Below are 14,281 nucleotides of genomic sequence, written 5' to 3'. Positions count from 1 at the left end.
GTTGGCAATGACGCCTACAGGGTCGATAACGTTGGTGATGTGGTAGTTGAGCTTGCCAATGAAGGCACCGACATCGTTCGCACTACTTTATTGAGTTATACGCTGGGTGCCAATGTTGAATACCTGTCGTACTTGGGGACTGGTGCATTTACCGGTATTGGTAATGGGCTGGATAACTTGATAAACGGCAGTTTAGGGAATGACAGTCTCAGTGGTGGTGCTGGCAACGACCGGCTCACTGGTAGCGCTGGGGATGACATACTCGATGGCGGTGCCGGTGCCGACATTATGGTCGGTGGTGTCGGCAATGATACTTTCATGTTCGCCGCCGGCTTCGGGAACGACTTGATCATAGACTTTGATCCCGATCCAGTCGGAGGCCAGGATCAACTCAATATTGCCGCATTAGGTGTTACTGCAGCGAACTTCACCGCTAACGTGACCATCGCCGATATTGGAGCCGACACCTTGGTGTCGGTCGGTGGCGGCTCCATTCGCTTGGTAGGTATCGCCGATGCGACCACCATCACCCAAACCGACTTTATCCTGGCAGTGTAAGGAGGCTGCCAACAAAAATGGAAAGAGGCATTAACAGCGGTGGTATGGGGTGGCTTGCCGCCCCATACCACGTTTTTATTATCGTAGTGTGCAGCGACAGTACGGGCTAATGGGTCGTCAGCAAGCTGGCGCCCACAAATCCACCACACTCTATCTACCCATACCGTTGAGGTTACAGTTGCAAGGGGGCACGACGAGGCTGCCCAAATAGTAGGGGAGGAGATTGACTGGGCGCGGCAGAGGTGACTCTGCCTTCCCGGTTCGGCGGTGAACAAATCTGCCAGGCGATTGTCACACCCACCTGGGCACAAGGGATGCACCTGCTATTGCCGGTACCAGATGGGCAGAGCATCCAGGGAGGGGGGTTAAAAGTGATCGCACGCCATGCGATAGACTTCTTTTTTGACGGATCCTAACCGACTTATGTCTGAGCAACTTCAACGACTTACCTATAGCAACGATGAAATCGACCTGGTCGAGCTATTTCGATCACTGTTCCGACAAAAGTATCTAATTCTAGCTGTCGCCTGCATGGTCACTATGGGGGCGGTAGCCTATGCTTTCCTAGCCACGCCGCACTATCAGGTGCAGAGCGTGCTGCGCCCGGTGGATCGGGGCAGCCTCGATGAACTGAACGGTACCGGTGTCTACGAGCTGACCCCGGCCGAGGCGTTGAGTCGCGTAGGGGCAGGACTGTCGTCCTATGAAAACCGTCTCGCCTTTTTTCGTGAGAATCAGGTGCTTTTCAGCGGGCTGGTCACCCCGGGCAGTTCGTTGGAGCAGGCCTTTGAAGAGTTCAATCGTTCGGCGTTCACCATGCTGCAAGTAGACCCGAAAAGACCGAACAGCTTGAGCGAGTTTGTCGGCATATCGCTGACTTACCCCCGGGGCGTGGAAGGCGTGGCGGTCGTCAATGGCCTGGTGGCTGCCGTGCTGGAGAGCGAGCGGGCGCGAATCGCCACAGACCTGAAGGTGCTGATCAGCAATCGCTTATTCAGCCTCGAGCAAAAAACCGAAGCAGCGCGGGCCAGTTATGAGGCAAGTAAAGAAGCACGAATAGCCACTTTGCTCGAGGAGGATGCTTTGCAGCGAGCTCGGCTGCAGGACGAGTTGCAAGCCTTGCGTGGCGAATTGAAAACGCGTCGAGAGAACCGCATCAAAAGTCTTGACGAAGCCATCCAGATAGCCGAATCACTTGGCATCGAGAAACCCACCACCCCTTCGGCCATGGCTGATGCGCAGCGCCAGGGGCAGGTCGTGCGTACCGAAGTCAATAGCCGAGAAATTCCACTCTACTTCATGGGCAGCGAAGCCTTGAAGGCCGAGCGCGAAGCTTTAAGCGCACGCCGTTCGGACGATTTCAGCGAACCACGGATTGCCGAGATCGAGAAGGAGCTGGCGTTGCTCGGCAATAATCGGCAAGTGGAAATCCTCGAGAAGCGCCAGAATGAAGACCTCTACCTAAAGGATCTGGCGGAATGGCGCCAAGAGGCAGCCCAACTCAAAGGGATTAAGCTCGATACCAGCGGATTGCAGTTGGTTCGGTTGGATCAGCAAGCACTCGAACCACTCGCACCAGTCAAGCCGAAGAAAGCGCTGATCATCGGCCTGGGCGGAGTCGCCGGCCTGATGCTCGGAGTCTTCGCAGCAATGCTGCGCAACCTGCTGCGTCCCAGGCAAACCGACAAACCGTAGGGCGTACTCGCGCAGCAGTACGCCGTTGACTCCCCAAGTTCATGGGCCGCGTGACTTTATGTAGGAGGCGCGCCCCGCGGCGATGGCGGACAACGTCCGCCCCAAAGCTCAAGCACCGCGCCGGGGCGGCCCTCCTACAGGAGCGGCGGACACCGCATTTGATTGTGACTTATGACGTGGTGTCGGGCGCGGCATCACCCCGTAGGGTTCGCGCACAAAAATCCCCGCAGTGCGCGGCCCATACACTTTCTGCGGGCTCACATTATCTGCAATTGACACTTAGGCTGCTTGAGCGATTTGCAGCTCTACATGCAGTCCGGCGGTGGCCAACATGTTGATCAGCGTGTCGATGCTGAACAGAGTGATCTTGCCGCGAAGCAGATCAGAAATGCGCGGCTGAGTGACGCCGAACAACTTGGCGGCATTCGCTTGCGACAAGCCTTCAGCCTCAATGCGCTCTTTCAATGCGATCATCAAGGCGGAACGAACCTTCATGTTTTCGGCTTGAGCTGGGGTGTCCTCAACGGCACCCCAGACACTTTGGAAACGTTGGTTCATGGGCCTAACTCCTTCATCAAGTCCTTCAGTCGTTGGGCGGCCAGCGCGACGTCCTCGCGTCTGGTTTTCTGTGTTTTTTTCTGGAAGCAGTGCAGCACGAAAATGGCGTCTTCGAACTTCGCCACATAGATCACTCGGAAAGCTCCAGAAGCCTCACGGATGCGTATTTCACGAACACCAACGCCGATGCTTGCCATTGGCTTTCAATCGTCCGGTTCGCAGCTTGCTGAACCTGATCCACTTGGTGGCCAGCCTCTCGCCGAGCATCTTCTGGAAAAGTGCGCAGGTCACTGAGGGAGCTGCCGCAAAACTCAATGGGCTTGTGGTTTTGTTTCATGAACCGATAAATACAAAATTTTGTATAATCACGCAAACGCCTTTTGTCAATCAGGCGTAGGCTTGTTGGAGGGCAGAGGTTGATGGGGTCGCCGGCTCCGACAGCCGCATCGTGTGCATCCAGGAACAGCTTCCAGCTTTCAATATCCGACTACACTGGACTGTCGCTGAATAGATGGACAAAGCCATGTTGATTGGATGCGTCCGCGTTTCCACCGCCATCCTGGGCGGACTGATACTGCTCCGTGAGTACGCCCTACGGTCGTGCATTTGCGAACGCCACGACGGCGCCACTCAATCCGTAGGGCGGACTCAGGAGCGTAGCGAACAGTCCGCCATGGTTCGATTTTTTGGGTGGTGTGCTGTTCGCATCGTGGTATCGCTGGCATTCTTGGATAGACTCTCGAGCATCGCCAATACCGTCAAGGATGACGCCTACCATGCCCAACTACCGCCGCGTCTGGTGCCCAGGGGGTACCTTCTTCTTCACCCATGCCCTGCGGGTACGCCACGGTAACGACCTGCTAACCCGGCACATCGACATCCTGCGTGACTCCGTGCGCATCACCCGCCGACGCCACCCCTTCGAGATTCATGGCTGGGTAGTGTTATCGGATCACCTACACTGCGTGATCGAATTGCCCGCGGGCGAATGCAACTTCGCCCTGCGTTGGCGACTGATCAAATTGCTGTTCTCCCGTGCGGTGCCGGCTGATGAATGGCGCTCGAAAATCCTGCTGCGGCGCCGCGAGCGCGGCATCTGGCAGCGTCGTTATTGGGAGCACCGCATCCGCGACCAGGACGACCTGAACCGCCATCTCGACTACCTCCACAACAATCCGCTCAAGCACGGTTTGGTCAGCCGGGTGCGCGACTGGCCTTACTCCACCTTCCATCGCATGGTGGCGAGTGGCATCTACCCGCCCGATTGGGCAGGCAGCGGACAATCCGACGGCTTGCCCTGCGATGATTGAGCGTCCTGTAGGGCGTACTGCTTCGCAAGTACGCCCTACGCTCATGCATTCGCGGACGCCACGACGGCGCCACTCAATCCGTAGGGCGGACTCAGGAGCGTAGCGAACAGTCCGCCATGGTTCGATCTTTCGAGTGGCGTACTGCTGCGCAAGTACGCCTTACGCTCATGCATTCGCGGGCGCCACGACGGCGCCACTCAATCCGTAGGGCGGACTCAGGAGCGTAGCGAACAGTCCGCCATGGTTCGATCTTTCGAGTGGCGTACTGCTTCGCGAGTACGCCCTACGCTCGTGCATTCGCCTGCAACGGCGGTGCCGCTCAGCCCGTAGGGCGGACTCAGGAGCGCAGCGAACAGTCCGCCATGGGTTACAGCCGATCAAGCGGCGTACTGCTTCACGAGTACGCGCTGCAACCAAAGCCACAGGGCGAGGCGACTATGATATGCGTCACAAAGTTCCCGTCCGTCTGTCAGTAACTGCAAATTGGTTGTCAAGACTTGTAATGTCGTACGCTGCTGGCACAATGCCGCGAAATCTCTGTCAATGGGATGGGCGCAAGCCCTTTAAACCCTGTGCTCCAGCGCGAGTACCGAGCGAATGGGACAACAATGAGATTCCAGGGAGCGTTGTTCCCCGTTGGTGAATTAGTGATGCCCTCTATAGAAGATGGATCTTGACTGTGAATGCGATCTCCCCCCCGATACAACAAACCTCTAGTGATGAAATCGACCTGGCTGCGTTATTTCACTCGCTCTGGGAACAGAAGCTGCTGATTGCCTTGGTGACCTTTCTGGTCGGCATGCTGGCGGCCGCATACGCCTTCCTGGTAACCCCTGAATACCAAGTGCAGAGCGTGCTGCGTCCGGCGGCGATCAAGGATCTCGATGCCCTGAGCCGTACCGGCGTTTACAAACTTACCCCTGCGCAGGCCATGACGCGTGTGGGGGCTACCTTGGAGTCTTACGACACTCGCCTGGAGTTTTTTCGTACCAACCAGGGCTTATTCGAGGTATTGCGCCAGCCTAATCGCAGCCTTGAACAAACCTTCGAACGCTTCAACCAAGAAGCTTTCAAGATGCTCCTGCCTGACCCGAAGAAAGCCGATAACCTGAGTGCCTATGTCGGCATTCAACTGACCTATCCGCAGGACGTCAATGGTGTCGCCCTGGTCAATGGCTTGGTCGAGTATGCCTTCCAGATTGAGCGCGAGCGTATCGCCGCCGATCTGGCGGTAGTCATCCAGAATCGTCTGAATCAACTCGATGCGCAGATGGCCGCGGCCCGTGCAAGCTACGAAGCGAGCAAAGAGGCCAAGATCGCTAAGCTGTTGGAAGCCGACAACCTCAAACGTGCAAATCTGCAAGACGAACTCAAGGCCTTGCGCCAGCAACTCAAAACCCGCCGTGACAATCGCGTTGCTCAGCTGGATGAAGCCATTCGCATCGCCAAGGCGCTGGGTATTAGCAAGCCCGCCACGCCGTCTTCTTTGGGCGAGGGCGAGCGGGTGACGCAAGGTAGCGTGATCCGCACCGAAGTCAACAACCAGCAGATACCGCTGTACTTCATGGGCAGCGAAGCGCTGGAAGCCGAGCGCAATGCCTTACTGCAGCGTCGCTCCGATGACTTCACCGAGCCGCGTATCGCGCAAATCGCCAAGGAACTGCAGTTGCTGGCGAACAATCGCCAGATTGAAGTGCTCAACAAGCGCGAAAGCGAAGATTTGTTTCTCAAGGATTTGGCCAGCTGGCGTGGAGAGGCCGCTCGCTTGCGTAATATTAACGTCGATGTTTCCGGCCTGAAGTTGGTGTCCATCGATCAGGTAGCGCTGGAGCCCTTGCGCCCTATTAAACCGAAAAAAGCCTTGATTCTGGCCCTGGGCCTGGTGCTCGGCGGTATGCTGGGCCTGTTCATCGCCCTGTTGCGCAATATGCTGCGGCGGGCCTCTTGGAATGAATCCAGTCACTTGAACGTGTCAGCCTGACAGGGCTTGCTGTAGGAGCTGTCACCTGAGCACTTGTACCCGTAGGGTGCGCTTCGCGCAGCAGCAACCCAAACGATCCCGCTCGGTTGTGTGGGGTTCGGACGAGGTGGTTCAATGTGCCAGTGCGAACGCACTTTGCCTACGTATTAGCTTGGTAAGGCAGGTTTCACGGCCTGCCGATCGTAAAATAAACCGAACATGCGGAGAATAAAGGCGCAGCATGAGCAACGAAGACACTCGCTGGTTACAACGCCTGCAAAACTTCCGCAAGGCGCAGGCTCAGCTCGATGAGGCGATGGCTCTAATGCAGGCGCGCACCCTGTCAAAACTGGAAAAACAGGGTGTGATCCAAATCTTCGAATACACCTATGAACTAGGTTGGAACACCCTTAAGGACTACCTTGTTTGGCAAGGCATCACTGGCATCGTTGGTTCAAGAGATGCAATTCGCGAAGGTTTCAGCCGAGGGGTATTAGCTGACGGGAAAGGCTGGATGGACATGCTGATAGACCGTAACCGCACATCGCATACCTATAACGAAGAGATTGCAGAGAGCATCCTGCAAAACATCCAGCAGCGACACCATCCTCTGCTGAAGGCATTGGAAGAGACACTGCTCGAACGTGTCGTGAACGAATCATGAGCGAGGTGGAGGGCAGCGGCCTGCCGGCTGCAAGTATCAAGGCCATTCAGCAGGTGTTTCATCGTTACCCCGGTATCGGGCAAGCGATCCTCTACGGTTCGCGAGCCAAAGGAAATTTCCGCGCAGGTTCGGATATCGGCCTCACGCTCAAGGGTGATTTGACCTACCAGCAATTGCTGCGAATCGAAACGGAATTGGATGACTTGTTGCTGCCCTACAAAATCGATCTTTCCCTGTACGAGCTGCTGGATAATCCGGCCCTGATCGAGCACATCGACCGGGTGGGCAAGCTCTTCTACACGGCAAGCGATAGCTAAGGACACCCCGAACGCAGGGTGCGCCGTGCGCACCAAGGCTGCAAACGCAAGCAAAGGATCACGCCGGCCAAGCTCCAACTGCCGGCCATCGTTAATGGACTAACAAGGATCGATCACATGGGCTACCCCGACATCCTTCACCATGGCGCCAAGGACGGCGTGACCGGCTCCTGTCATCAATTGCTGATGGATGCCCAGCACAGTCTGCTGATCGACTGTGGTTTGTTCCAGGGCGCTGAAACCTCGGCCGAAGGCAAGTCCGCTTCTGACCGCCTAGCCATCGAGTTTCCCCTGGATACGATCAAGGCCCTGGTCGCCACCCACGTGCATATCGATCACGTCGGGCGTATTCCCTATCTGCTGGCTGCTGGTTTCAAGGGGCCAATCCTTTGCAGCGAGCCCTCGGCCAAGCTGCTGCCCATCGTGCTCGAAGATGCCTTCAAGCTGGGTTTCAGTCGCGATCAAAAACAGGTCGAGCGCTACATCAAGCTGATTGGGCAGCGCATCGTCGCCTTACCCTACAAGACCTGGTTCACCCTGCATAAGAGCGAAAGTCTGATCTGCCGCATCCGCCTGCAGCGCGCCGGGCATATCCTCGGCTCGGCCTATGCCGAGATCGACCTGCATTATCCCGAGTCCGGTGCGAAGAAGCGCATCGTCTTCTCCGGCGACCTGGGGGCGCCGCATGCGCCGCTGTTGCCGGCTCCAAAACCGCCATACCGCGCCGACATCCTGGTGATCGAGAGCACCTACGGCGACCGCATGCACGAAGACCGGCGCACTCGTCGTAAGCGTCTGGAAAACGTCATCGAACAAGCACTGGCCAATAACGGCACGGTGCTGATCCCCGCCTTCAGCATCGGCCGCACCCAAGAGCTGCTCTACGAACTGGAAGAGATCATCCACAGAAAACTCAATGCCGATGGGAAAGGGCGAGGGAGCAGTGACAGCAAAATCGACATCAACTGGCCGACACTCCCGATCATCCTCGACTCGCCCCTGGCCAGCCGCTTTACCCAGGTCTATCGCGAGCTCAAGCCCTTTTGGGACAACGAAGCGCTGCAGCGCGTCAAGCGGGGGCGTAATCCACTCGGTTTCGAGCAACTGCTGACCGTCGACAGCCACCAGGCCCATCTGGCCATGGTGCGCCACCTGACAGCTACCGCTCGTCCGGCCATCGTCATCGCCGGGAACGGCATGTGTAGCAGCGGTCGAATTGTCAATTACCTGAAAGCCATGCTCCACGATCCTCGACATGACGTGCTCTTCATCGGTTACCAGGCGCAAGGCACGCCGGGCCGAGCCATCCAGATGTATGGTGGGCGCGGTGGTTACGTCGATTTAGACGGGGAGCGCTACAAGATTGGCGCCAAAATCAATACCATAGGCGGCTACTCGGCCCATGCAGATCAGAAAGGTCTGCTCGGTTTTGTGACACGTATGCGCGACTGGCCCAGCCATGTACGCATCGTCCATGGCGAAACCAGCGCCAAGCATGAACTCGGCGAACGCCTGAAAGCGCTTTACAAGCAGAGCCAACGCAACCTGGAGCTATTGATCCCCAGCGGCGCCAACGAATGATTATTGTAGGAGCCGGCTTGTGACCCACATGGATGGGAGAAATGCAGTAAGCCGTAGGGAACGGCTACTGTCTGGCGATCCAACAGGCCGCCACATAACCAGCACCTGACTACACATATAAATGTGGCCTCAACGCCCCAAAGTCCTTCCTATCCATCCCAGCGGTTGGCTAGGCTGAAACGAATCCTGCAACCGGCTCAACTAGGCCAGCTGCAAACAGGAGTGAACTGTCGGTCTGCAGATGTTGCACCGATTTGCTTGTTATCCATATGAATGTAAGCGCTACGAATACCATCAGCATTGCAGGCACGGCCCCGGCCTGGTACCTCGTGCACTGCAAGCCTCGCCAGGATGAGCGTGCAGAAGAGAACCTGCTACGCCAGGGCTACACCTGCTATCGGCCGCAGCATAGCTGCGAACGGATAGTGCGTGGCCGACGGCAAATCATCGTCGAATCGCTGTTCCCCGGTTATCTATTCATTCAGCTGGCAGCCGATGCCAATTGGGCACCCCTGCGTTCGACCCGTGGGGTCAACCGCATCGTGGGTTTTGGCGGTATGCCCCTACCACTCGACAACAGCCTGATTGCGCGCCTGCAGCAACGCACGGCAGCAACCGTTACACCGGCTCTCGAGTCTGGGGATAGCGTGCGCATTACCGAGGGTGGCTTTGCCGAACTGGACGCCATCTTCGTCGCCATGGACGGCGAGCAGCGGGTGATACTACTGCTCAATATGCTCAACCGTCAGCAGCAGATCAGCATGCCGCTGATGAGCATTGTCAAGAACTGAATATGCCTCGGCGCGGGCTGAGATAAAGGTTACACCCTGGCAACGCCAGTAAAACTTGATGATTGTGACGTTCTCAGGAAACCAACGGTAAATCTTGGGGCGGTAGCGTGCCTGGTGTTGCTTGCTGGAGGCTTTGGGCTCAGCAAATCGGCGTCTCCCGCGGACGGCTAAGATGTGTAAAGTCGCAGTTACACCACACAATAAATCGCACCATCCACATTTTATCTGCGCCCTATTAGGCGCCTACATTGCAATGGAGTTGTCGTGAATTCAAATGTGAGAATCCCCAGCGAGGCTGTTCACCACAGCAGTGGTGATATCGACTTGGGCGAGTTGATGATGCGCGTCTGGGCTGCGCGATCCCGGGTGGTGACCGCCCTGCTAATGGTATTTGCGCTTTACTGCAGCTATATCGCAGTCAGCTATTTCACTAGTGCAAAAACTGTGCGTTATAGTGCTGTGTTCGACCTCAATTTTGAAGGTTTGAGTATGGGAACCTTCCCCAACGGCTCGCTCTTTCTGATGAGCGATATTATCAACCCTGCGGTGCTCAACCGTGTCTACTTGGAAAACCAACTGGAAGAGCAGGGCTTAAAACTCGATGACTTCCGTCGTGGCGTTAATATCCAGCCTTATGCGCCAGACTACGCGCTGATTCGCAGTAAGTATGAGGCGCGTCTGAACGATAAAAAGCTCAGCACTGCAGAAATTGCCGATCTGCAAGTAAACATGACTACGGAACTCAAAGCCGCACGTAGCAGCAACGTGAGCATCAGCCTGCAGTTGCTGGAGAAGCACAGCCTGCCGGAGGTTGTGGCCAACAAAGTGTTGCTGGACATTGCCCAGGTCTGGGCCAACCGTGCCATCAATGAACAAGGCGTGCTCAAGCCCAGCATCCCGGTATATTCCGAACGCATCTTTAATAAAGAACGCTTCGAGAACCTCGACTACCTACTGGGCATAGACCTGCTGCTCAACAGTATTAAGTTGGTACGCGGCAATATTCAAACCTTGAAGGACGAGCCGAATGCCAGCACCTTGATCGATGATGAAAGTGGTTTCACCTTGGCCGATCTCGACAAGGCCATTGACGATGTAGCCCAGTACGACATCCGTCAGATCATCGACCCCATCAAAGAGCTAGGTATTTCGCGAAACCCCCAGGTAGTCGAGCTTTATTATTCACGCCGCTTGGGCGACCTGCAGCAAGAGGAAGCAATGTGGCAGTTGCGCGCTCAAGCCATACGTAATGCGTTAGGCAGTTACAGTAAGGATGCTAACAATGTATCAACAAACAACACGGCTAGCGGTGCGCAGAACAACATGGCACCACAGCTGGGCGATGCTTTTCTTGACCGTCTGTTGGAAGTTTCCCGTCAAGGCAGTGATCTTGAGTTTCGCCAAAAGTTGACCCAGGATGTCTTGGACTATGAGTACAAGGCCATTGATATCCAGCAGCAGGTTGCCGACATCCAACGCATTCTTGGAACTTTTGGCGGAGAAGAAACGCAGGCAAACGAATTGCGTGATTCTTATGTAAAAGTCGTTAAAGAGCAACTTCCTATTGTGTTGGATAACCTGCGTGAGTACACCCGTGTTATGGTGCGTATGTATGAAAAGCAGGGCAAGCAGGTCGCCGGTAATATCAGTCAATTAATTGATCCTCAGGGTGGCTCGTTCGACGTAGCTAAAGTTGGCTTGGTCAGTTCGCGAGATTTAAAAATATTCGCAGCACTGATGATTCTGACTATATTCACCAGCCTGTTCTACAGTCTGCTGATGGATTCAATCCGTCAGCGCAAACGTAGCTAAGTTGTAATAAATATTAAAGGGAATAACGGTATGTGGAAGCAAATGGTCGCAAGCGGTCTAGGTCTAATGGTGTTGGTCGGTTGTGATAACTCTAGTAAGCCTGAAACACTTGAGTCGCCAAGTTTAGCCTCTGAGGTACGAAATACTGAAACTAGTACAACGCTTTATCTACCTGGAGGCGCAGGGCTTGATTTTAGTAGGAGTCCGGTTGCTGTGGTTGAAAGTAAGTGGAAGGATAAAGATGTTATTACGTATGCGTTTGAGTTTGATGATGCTACTTATGAGGAGGTAGATGGTTCTATCTCTCCAATACTCCTCGGTGAGGGTTATGCTAGGACTGAGGCTGATAATCCTCAGCTTATAAAGTACACGACTTATAAGAAGGGGGATGCTGTTGTTGCCATTTCATACGCCGATAATGTACGTGATGGTTTTACCAAGAATCTTTTGCTGAAGGTTTGGTGGGTTAAGTGACTCGGAGTTGGTCGGTCGTTGCTTTTTCTCGCTAGGCAGTTCTTATGCTTTCTAGTCTTTATGTATGCATGTGACTAGTGAATGGGTGGTTCTTTAGATTGGAAATAAAAATGCTCAAATTGCAAGGAGTCAAACTCGCGGTAATTGGGTTGGGTTATGTGGGCCTTCCCTTGGCTGTTGAATTCGGCAAGCACCAAAAGGTTGTCGGGTTTGATATCAATCAAGCGCGTATCGATGCACTTCAGGCTGGTCATGACGCCACGCTGGAAGTCAGTGATGAAGAACTCAAACAAGCTACGCAACTTGCGTACAGTGCCGATATTGCTTATCTGAAGAGCTGTAATACGTTCATCGTCACAGTGCCAACCCCAATCGACGAGCATAAGAAGCCTGATCTCACCCCCCTTATCAAGGCCTCGCAAACCATCGGCAAGGTTCTAAAGAAGGGCGACATCGTCATTTACGAATCGACTGTCTATCCCGGCGCCACCGAGGAAGACTGCGTGCCGGTGCTGGAGCAGGTATCCGGTCTCAAGTTCAATGTGGATTTTTTCGCCGGCTACAGCCCCGAGCGCATTAATCCGGGGGACAAAGAGCACCGCGTTACTACGATCAAGAAAGTTACTTCCGGCTCTACGCCGGAGGTCGCCGAATTGGTCGATGCACTGTACCGGCAAATCATCACTGCGGGGACGCACAAGGCCAGCAGTATTAAGGTAGCGGAAGCAGCCAAGGTCATTGAGAACACCCAGCGCGACCTGAATATCGCCCTGATCAACGAATTAGCGCTGATCTTCAACAAGATGGGCATCGACACCGAAGCGGTACTAGAGGCTGCGGGCACCAAGTGGAACTTCCTGCCGTTCCGCCCCGGCCTGGTAGGCGGCCACTGCATTGGCGTAGATCCCTACTACTTGACCCACAAGGCGGAAAGTATTGGCTACCACCCGGAAATCATCCTGGCAGGTCGTCGGCTTAACGACAGTATGGGCGCTTATGTGGTGTCGCAACTGATCAAAGGCATGCTTAAGCGCCGCATCCATGTCGATGGCGCCCGCGTGCTAGTAATGGGCCTGACCTTCAAGGAAAACTGTCCGGATCTGCGCAACACCAAGGTGGTGGATATTGTCCGTGAGTTGACGGATTACAATATCGAGGTCGATGTCTACGACCCTTGGGTCAGCGTCGAAGAAGCGCAATACGAGTATGGAATTACCCCTATTTCAGAACCAGCGCTCAAGGCTTACGACGGCATAATACTCGCTGTAGCCCACAACGAATTCCGCGCCCTGGGCGCAGAAAACATTCGTAAGCACGGTAAGGCTGAACACGTGCTTTATGACCTTAAGTACCTGCTGAGCGCTGCAGAGTCCGACCTGCGCCTGTAAAAACACCGTGGGAGGCGCGACCTGCGGCGATAGGCGGACAAATTCCGCCCCAAAGCCGAAAACATTGCGACTATAACTTTCCCTCAAAAGCAGCGAGCACACTGGCCCGCCTCACACAAACAGAATTGAGCCTATGACGCCCTACGAGTCTTTGTTGCAAGAACTACCCACCACCCCCAAAACCTGGCTCATCACTGGCGTGGCCGGCTTTATCGGCTCCAACCTGCTGGAGACCCTGCTTAAGCTCGGCCAGCATGTAATTGGGTTGGATAACTTCGCCACCGGTCACCAGCGTAATCTCGACGAAGTTCAATTCCTCGTCACCGCCGAAGAATGGCAGCGCTTTGACTTTATCGAAGGCGACATCCGCAACCTGCAAGCCTGTCAAAAGGCCTGTGAAGGCGTTGATTATGTCCTCCATCAGGCCGCTCTGGGTTCTGTTCCGCGTTCTATCGCCGACCCGATAACCACCAACGACACCAATATCAGCGGCTTTCTTAACATGTTGGTCGCCGCCCGTGATGCTGAGGTGAAAAGCTTCACCTACGCCGCCTCAAGCTCCACCTACGGTGATCACCCTGGCCTACCCAAAGTAGAAGACATCATCGGTAAACCGCTATCGCCGTATGCCGTGACCAAGTACGTCAACGAACTCTATGCCGACGTCTTCGCCAAAACCTACGGTTTCAATACCACCGGCTTGCGCTACTTTAACGTATTCGGTAAACGCCAGGATCCAGACGGCGCCTATGCTGCGGTCATCCCCAAGTGGACCGCTGCCATGATCAACGGCGAAGACGTGTTCATTAATGGTGACGGTGAAACCAGCCGCGACTTCTGCTTTATCGACAACACAGTGCAGGCCAATTTATTGGCAGCAACTAGCGACAACCTGGCGGCGCGCAATCAGATATACAACGTGGCAGTAGGTGGGCGCACCGATCTCAATCAATTGTTTGCGGCGATCAAGCAAAGCCTAGCCAATAACGGCGTGAGTTACGCCAAAGCTCCGGTATATCGCGATTTCCGCACCGGCGATGTTCGCCACTCACAGGCTGATGTTGGCAAGGCAGAGCGTTTACTCGGCTATGCCCCACAGTTCGATATTCAGGCAGGTATCGAACGGGCGATGCCCTGGTACATCAGCTTCTTGAAATAGGCTTGTAATCATTC

The 14,281-nt window shown here is 55.0% G+C and carries 14 protein-coding genes; 12 read left to right on the top strand and 2 right to left on the bottom strand.

Features of this window, described 5'->3' with window-relative positions:
* A partial coding sequence (locus P8H27_RS13050) for a calcium-binding protein (protein WP_289638003.1) occupies positions 1-558 on the top strand: 558 nt, incomplete at its 5' end.
* A 423-nt stretch (positions 559-981) separates the two neighbouring features.
* Positions 982-2,253: a Wzz/FepE/Etk N-terminal domain-containing protein gene (locus tag P8H27_RS13045; protein WP_289638002.1), complete on the top strand. Its 1,272-nt coding sequence runs from the start codon at positions 982-984 to the stop codon at positions 2,251-2,253.
* 279 nt (positions 2,254-2,532) lie between these two features.
* Here the strand turns inward: P8H27_RS13045 and P8H27_RS13040 are convergent, their stop codons facing one another.
* Positions 2,533-2,811 (bottom strand): helix-turn-helix domain-containing protein, encoded by a 279-nt coding sequence (locus P8H27_RS13040; RefSeq protein ID WP_289638001.1) that lies wholly within the window; start codon positions 2,809-2,811, stop codon positions 2,533-2,535.
* The gene (locus P8H27_RS20685; RefSeq protein WP_374761350.1) at positions 2,808-3,008 is read right to left on the bottom strand and encodes a type II toxin-antitoxin system RelE/ParE family toxin; all 201 of its coding nucleotides are present in this window, start codon (positions 3,006-3,008) and stop codon (positions 2,808-2,810) included. The genes P8H27_RS13040 and P8H27_RS20685 overlap by 4 nt, the downstream gene beginning before the upstream one ends.
* Before the next feature lie 579 nt (positions 3,009-3,587).
* Here P8H27_RS20685 and P8H27_RS13030 point away from each other — a divergent pair.
* The 10 genes from P8H27_RS13030 (at position 3,588) to P8H27_RS12985 (ending at position 14,267) form a co-directional block, all read left to right on the top strand.
* On the top strand, positions 3,588-4,121 hold the full coding sequence (locus tag P8H27_RS13030; RefSeq protein ID WP_289638000.1) for a transposase: 534 nt from the start codon (positions 3,588-3,590) through the stop codon (positions 4,119-4,121).
* A gap of 679 nt (positions 4,122-4,800) precedes the next feature.
* The gene (locus P8H27_RS13025) at positions 4,801-6,102 is read left to right on the top strand and encodes a Wzz/FepE/Etk N-terminal domain-containing protein (protein ID WP_289637999.1); all 1,302 of its coding nucleotides are present in this window, start codon (positions 4,801-4,803) and stop codon (positions 6,100-6,102) included.
* A gap of 220 nt (positions 6,103-6,322) precedes the next feature.
* Positions 6,323-6,745 (top strand): nucleotidyltransferase substrate binding protein, encoded by a 423-nt coding sequence (locus P8H27_RS13020; RefSeq protein WP_289637998.1) that lies wholly within the window; start codon positions 6,323-6,325, stop codon positions 6,743-6,745.
* Entirely contained in the window at positions 6,742-7,062 is a 321-nt protein-coding gene (locus tag P8H27_RS13015) for a nucleotidyltransferase domain-containing protein (RefSeq protein ID WP_289637997.1), read from the top strand. Before P8H27_RS13020 ends, P8H27_RS13015 begins: the two co-directional genes overlap by 4 nt.
* Positions 7,063-7,179: 117 nt before the next feature.
* Entirely contained in the window at positions 7,180-8,643 is a 1,464-nt protein-coding gene (locus tag P8H27_RS13010; RefSeq protein ID WP_289637996.1) for an MBL fold metallo-hydrolase RNA specificity domain-containing protein, read from the top strand.
* 269 nt (positions 8,644-8,912) lie between these two features.
* Positions 8,913-9,434 carry a transcription/translation regulatory transformer protein RfaH gene (gene rfaH / locus P8H27_RS13005; RefSeq protein WP_289637995.1) on the top strand — a complete coding sequence of 174 codons (522 nt, stop codon included), beginning with the start codon at positions 8,913-8,915 and terminating at the stop codon, positions 9,432-9,434.
* A 264-nt stretch (positions 9,435-9,698) separates the two neighbouring features.
* Positions 9,699-11,246, top strand: coding sequence for a hypothetical protein (locus tag P8H27_RS13000; RefSeq protein ID WP_289637994.1), 1,548 nt, complete (start codon positions 9,699-9,701; stop codon positions 11,244-11,246).
* 30 nt (positions 11,247-11,276) lie between these two features.
* Positions 11,277-11,720: a hypothetical protein gene (locus tag P8H27_RS12995; RefSeq protein ID WP_289637993.1), complete on the top strand. Its 444-nt coding sequence runs from the start codon at positions 11,277-11,279 to the stop codon at positions 11,718-11,720.
* A 110-nt stretch (positions 11,721-11,830) separates the two neighbouring features.
* The gene (tviB, locus tag P8H27_RS12990) at positions 11,831-13,108 is read left to right on the top strand and encodes a Vi polysaccharide biosynthesis UDP-N-acetylglucosamine C-6 dehydrogenase TviB (RefSeq protein ID WP_289637992.1); all 1,278 of its coding nucleotides are present in this window, start codon (positions 11,831-11,833) and stop codon (positions 13,106-13,108) included.
* Between the two features lie 133 nt (positions 13,109-13,241).
* Positions 13,242-14,267, top strand: a complete 1,026-nt coding sequence (locus tag P8H27_RS12985; protein WP_289637991.1) for an NAD-dependent epimerase/dehydratase family protein — start codon at positions 13,242-13,244, stop codon at positions 14,265-14,267.
* Positions 14,268-14,281: the final 14 nt, after the last annotated feature.

It is taken from the genome of Pseudomonas sp. sp1636, from assembly GCF_030376615.1.
Lineage (GTDB): Bacteria > Pseudomonadota > Gammaproteobacteria > Pseudomonadales > Pseudomonadaceae > Aquipseudomonas.
Note: the sequence above shows the minus strand (reverse complement) of the source record. Positions and strands in the feature narration are given on the sequence as shown.